The sequence below is a fragment of the Vulcanococcus sp. genome (assembly GCF_044369115.1).
GTDB lineage: Bacteria > Cyanobacteriota > Cyanobacteriia > PCC-6307 > Cyanobiaceae > Vulcanococcus.
The window spans coordinates 1-4546 of record NZ_JBIPMN010000280.1 but is presented as its reverse complement, the minus strand read 5'-3'; the positions used below and the strand labels follow the sequence as shown (position 1 = coordinate 4546).

3 protein-coding genes and 1 pseudogene are annotated in these 4546 nt (G+C 65.7%); 3 read left to right on the top strand and 1 reads right to left on the bottom strand.

Going from position 1 to position 4546, the window contains the following annotated elements; all coding sequences use genetic code 11:
• Positions 1-1238: glycosyltransferase family 4 protein (locus ACIQ2E_RS14935; RefSeq protein ID WP_398332259.1), on the bottom strand; the 1238-nt coding region annotated here is incomplete at its 3' end.
• Between the two features lie 32 nt (positions 1239-1270).
• On the opposite strand from ACIQ2E_RS14935, the gene ACIQ2E_RS14930 reads away from it, so the two are divergent.
• The 3 genes and pseudogenes from ACIQ2E_RS14930 to ACIQ2E_RS14920 all read left to right on the top strand — a co-directional run.
• The gene (locus ACIQ2E_RS14930) at positions 1271-2959 is read left to right on the top strand and encodes a hypothetical protein (protein WP_398332257.1); all 1689 of its coding nucleotides are present in this window, start codon (positions 1271-1273) and stop codon (positions 2957-2959) included.
• Positions 2960-2979: 20 nt separating this feature from the next.
• On the top strand, positions 2980-3867 hold the full coding sequence (locus tag ACIQ2E_RS14925; RefSeq protein ID WP_398332255.1) for a glycosyltransferase family 2 protein: 888 nt from the start codon (positions 2980-2982) through the stop codon (positions 3865-3867).
• A gap of 112 nt (positions 3868-3979) precedes the next feature.
• A pseudogene (locus ACIQ2E_RS14920) lies at positions 3980-4546 on the top strand (hypothetical protein); the annotation flags it as partial.

Sequence of the window (4546 nt, the reverse complement as noted above, 5' to 3'; positions counted from 1 at the left end):
ATCAACCGCTTCAGCTCCGGCCAGCTGGGCCAGCCTGGCAGGGCCAGGCCCTGGCCCCAGAGCTGGCGCAACCAGCGCTGTTCATGCCACCAGGGGGTGCTCACCGCCACGGGCCTGGCCGGTTGCTGCTGCACCAACTCCTGGGCCAAATGCAGCCAGGCGGCCCGCACCACTGGCTCTGAAAATCGCTGCTGCACATACCACTGGCCCGCAGAGCCCAATCGCCAAGCACTCTCTGGATCCTGTAGCAGGGCCACCGCGGCAACAGCCAGCTGCTGGTCGCTGCGCACCAACACCCCCGTGCCCCGATCCTGCACGGTTTGGATCAAGGCGTTGCGGCGCGGCGCCAGCACCGGCACCCCGCAGGCACTGAATTCCGCCGCAGCAAGGCAAAAGGTTTCATCGCGGCCACTGGGGTTCACCACCCCCACCGCCACCTGATCGAAGGACCGATAACGCTCGAGGCCGCGGCTGCCCTCAAACTGCACACGCTCGGCAAAGCCTCCGCGCTGCAACAGCTCTCGGCAATGGTGCTCGTAGGGGGTGAGCGCTGAATCCCCGGCCCGCCCGCCGTAGAGATCGCCGCCCCCGAACACCCTCAGGCACGACCCAGGGCAGCGGCGGGCGATCTCAGGCCAAATAGCGGCCAGACGATCAAACCCCTTGAACGGCGTCAGGGCCCCCACGTAGGCCAGATCTGTTGCCACGCGGGCCTGTTCCAGGCTGCGGCCTTGCCCCTGGGCTGGTGGCACAGCCACCGGGTTGGGCAGCACCACCGCGCGCTGGGAGAGGCGGCTGTGGCGGAAAGCGTCGAGCTGGGCACCACTCACCAGCAGCCATCGCGCAACGGCCCCCAAGGCTTCGTAGCGGCCCTGCTGCTCACAGCCAAGGTTGTGCAACCAGGGCAGCAAAGGCACCGGCGAACGCTCCAGAGCAGCCCAATCGTCTGGAGCCGCAAAACCCGGCCGAAACACCAGCCCCAAGACGCTTGCGGCGGCAGCCCTGTCCAGGGCCTCCGCTAAGCCGCCCACGCATTGCACCGATGCAGCCGCAATGCCCTGCACCGCCTGGGGAGCCGTGAGCAAGAGCAGGGGGTCCAGCTCTGATCTCTGCAGCAGCCGCACCACGGCCAGGAAGGCGTATTCGGTGCCGCCGATGCCCGGATTGCCCAGGGATGGATCCGGCAGCGGGCCGCGCCCCGCAATGCCCCGGTTGTCGAGGTAATAAGCCAGGCGCATCGGGCCAGAATGGCAGGCCTTGCGGGGCCTGCATGCGGCGCTGGAGCTTGATCGGGGCAGCTGTGGCACTGGCCCTGCTGGTGTGGCTGCCCCTGGGGCTGGCGGGACTCCCCCTCGACACCCCCGATGGGTTCCTGCACCTGGGCTGGAGTGTGGCCTGGGTGCGGCAGCTGCAGGCGGGCTGGCTCTGGCCCACCTGGAGCGATCTGCCCTGGGCCGGAGCGGGCAGCTTTGCGCTGCTGATCTACCCGCCGCTGTTTCGGGTGATCAGCGGCCTGCCGATGCTGATCGGCGTACCGCCTGACCACGCCATCGCCGCTGGACTGCTGCTGATCCTGCTGCTCAATTCCATCGGCGCGGCGCTCCTGTCCATGGCCTGGCTAAGACCCGGAGGCTGGCGCTGGCTGTTGCTGATCAGCGCCGCCCTGAACCCCTACCTGTGGGTGAACATCTACGTGCGTGGGGCCTGGCCCGAAGCCCTGGCCCAGGCGCTGCTGTGGTGGCTGGCGCTGGGCCTTGTGGGCCTCGAACGCGGTCGCCGCTGGGGGCTCGCCGTGAGCACCGCGGCCCTGACGGGGGTGATCCTCAGCAACTGGAATGGGGCGCTGCTCACGGGCCTGGTCTGGCTGCTGGCGGGACTGGGGCTGTGGCGGGCTGGGCGCTGGCGGGGCTGGCTCTGGAGCGGTGGCCTGGCCCTGGGGATCACCGCCCCCTTCTGGGGGCCAGCCCTGCAGGCCCTCAGCACCGTGCGGCCGCCGATGCCCGCGGGCCTGTTCAGCACAGAATTTTTTTTTGGTGGCGGTGGAGGACCCCGCACCTTTGCCGATCTGCTGTGGGTGCAGGGGGTGGCGATCGCGGCATTGCTGCTGCTCCGCGGCTTTGGCTGGGGCTGGAGTTGGCGGCGCAGCGGCGGCGGGCTGCTGGCCCCGTGGGGCCTGGCGGTGGCAGTGGTCGGCCTGGCGCTGATGCTGCCGCCGGCGCAGCCCATCTATGACCTCCTCTCACCGCTGCAGCGGATTCAGTTCCCCTGGCGCTGGCTGGCTCCCACCTGGCTGGGGGCCTTGCTGTGGCTGTGCAGCCCCGGTGCATTGGCCAGCTTCGGGCTGCCAACGGGCCGGAGGCGCTGGGCCGCGGGCCTCATGGCCTTGGCGGCCACGGGCCTCTGGGCCGACGGCTTGGGCCGCTTTGCCGCCAACTGGGTAGGCCATGCACCAAGCCGGCAGGAACGACAGGCCCTGCGCCAGCTGCTGGCCTGCGACCCACTCACCCCCTGCCCGAGAGGGGTGCAGGCCCTGCCACGCCAGGGGGAGCTGAGCAAGCGTTTCCTAGCACTGCCCGACGGCCGCGTTGCCCTCAGCGGCGTGCCCGATTACAGCCCCGCTTGGGTGCCCGAAGGCAGCTGGATGCCGAGGCTGGCCATCTTCTGGGTGCCGAGGTGGCCGCAGCACCCCTGGGCGCAATACCAGGGGGTGGGCCAAGTGCAACTGATCAACCGCAGCCCACAGCAACGGCTGCTGGCGGTGCAGGCCCAGGGCCCGGGCCGGCTGCGAATCCTGCAGTGGGCCCATCCCAACTGGCAGGTGCGGGTGCGAAGGGAGGCGCCAGGGGCCGCCTGGGACGCACCCCTGCCCATGGGCGGGCGGGATGCCCAGGGCTGGATCTCGGTGCCCCTGCAACAGGGCCGCTGGCAGGTGGCCTTGGCGTACGGCCCAGCCAATTGAGCCTGCCTACGATCCGCACTATGCCAAACACCACGCCGCGTCCAGCCCAGCCGTTGCTGAGTGCGGTGGTGCCCTTTCTCAACGAAGCCGACAACCTGCCGCGGCTGATTGCGGCCTTAGAGCAAGTGCTGACCACCTTGGACTTGGCCTGGGAGCTGGTGCTGGTGGACGACGGCAGTCAGGACAGCAGCCTGGCGGTCGCGAAGGCGGAACTGCAACGGCGGCCACAACTGCAGGGGATCGTGATCAGCCTGTCGCGCAACTTCGGCAAAGAGGCAGCCCTCACGGCCGGGTTGGAGGCGGCCCAGGGGGATGTGGTGGTGCCCCTAGACGCCGATCTACAAGACCCACCGGAGCTGATCGGTCCAATGCTCGAGCAGTGGCGCCAGGGTTTTGACGTGGTGTACGCCGTACGACGCCGCAGGGCCGGAGACAGCCGAACCAAACGTCTCACCGCCTTTGGCTTCTATCGATTAATGGGCCGTCTGAGCAGCACCCCCATCCCGGCCGACACAGGCGACTTCCGCCTGATGGACCGGTCTGTGGTGGAAGCCCTGGGCCAACTGCCGGAACGCAGCCGCTTCATGAAGGGCCTGTTCGCCTGGGTGGGCTTCCGCCAAACCGCCATCGGCTACGAGCGCGACGCCCGAGCCAAGGGCAAGAGCGGTTGGAACTACTGGAAGCTTTGGAATTTCGCACTCGATGGCATTACCTCCTTCAGCCGGGTGCCCTTGCAGGTACTCAGCGGGGGCGGCCTACTAATCGCCTGCCTTGCCCTGTTCTACGGCATGTGGATGGTGTTACGTACGCTCTTATTCGGCATTGATCTGCCCGGGTATGCCTCGTTGATGACCGCCGTGCTCTTTCTCGGCGGGGTGCAGCTTTTGGGTTTAGGAGTGTTGGGGTAATACCTAGGGCGGGTGTTTGAAGAGGTGAAGCGTCGACCGCTGTATTTGGTGCGGGAGCGTTGGCAGCAAACGACCCATCGAATGGAGACTTGAGACCCTGATGTCAACACGCTTGCCCTGGCTGGAACAACGACGGGCGCTGATCGGGCAAGCCCTGCTTGATAGCGGCGTGATCATTGCGGTGTACAACCTGCTGTTCTGGCAACAGATAGGACGCTGGCCTGGAGTTAGCGGTGCCGTAGGAACATTGGTGTTGATCTGGACCACTTTTTCGTATCTACTCGGACGCTACTCGAACGGAAAAGAGAACAAGTCATTTGCGTCATTGACAATTGTGGCGCTCATCGTCACAGGACTGACCGTGGGAGCGGTGTGGCTTGGCGTAAAGGGCGATGCGCGGACATTGCCACAATTCCTTCTGCCTCTACTGATGATATCTGGCGCAATCTCAACCATGATCGCGAAAAGCATAAATCGCAAGACTAGACAAACAGATACATGGCTGATAATCGCAAGTAATGAAGAACTAAGAGTAGTTGAAGAAGAAGTACGTAGAAGCTCGTCTGAGCACTTATTAATTGTCAGCTGCAGCGAAGATGCCGAGATAGAGAAAAAACTTCAAAAATGCGACGAGGAGGTCGGAATCGCGATCAGTGAAGAGATTAAACTGGATGATAGA